Consider the following 448-nt stretch of genomic DNA (forward strand, 5'->3'; position numbering starts at 1 on the left):
TTAACCGTTACCCAAAGGAAAGAACTTGTAAAATTACTTGGAGCTGATGGAAAAGAATTATTAGATTTTGGTGTAGAGACATACAGTTTTATACTTCAGTATTATGAATCACTTATTGAGGCCTATGTTGGTTATTATCAAGCATTAGATGTGGTTGCTGCCAAAGCGATTGAATGTCAAAATGAGATTAATAAAGATATTCATCAGATCACATTGAATATGCAAGAGTTATCGAAGGGGTTATCTGGTGTAGTTAAAGATTTAGGACCAGTTGTAAATAGCTCTATTAATCTGAAACATTCCATTGATGAGGCGAAACCTGGGATGGAGGAACTTGTACAAGTAACAAGAGAAAACGCTCCAATCATTGCGAAAGATTTACAAGCATTGGATGCCAAAGTCCCAGGATTCTTCACAGATTTCAATATGGGAATAGATCTTGCAAATA

The 448-nt window shown here is 35.3% G+C and carries 1 pseudogene; it reads left to right on the forward strand.

What is annotated here, in order from left to right:
• A pseudogene (locus B5P40_RS32000) lies at positions 1-448 on the forward strand (S-layer protein); the annotation flags it as partial.

This window comes from Bacillus sp. SRB_8 (assembly GCF_003264205.1).
Classification (GTDB): Bacteria; Bacillota; Bacilli; order Bacillales; family Bacillaceae_G; genus Bacillus_A; species Bacillus_A mycoides.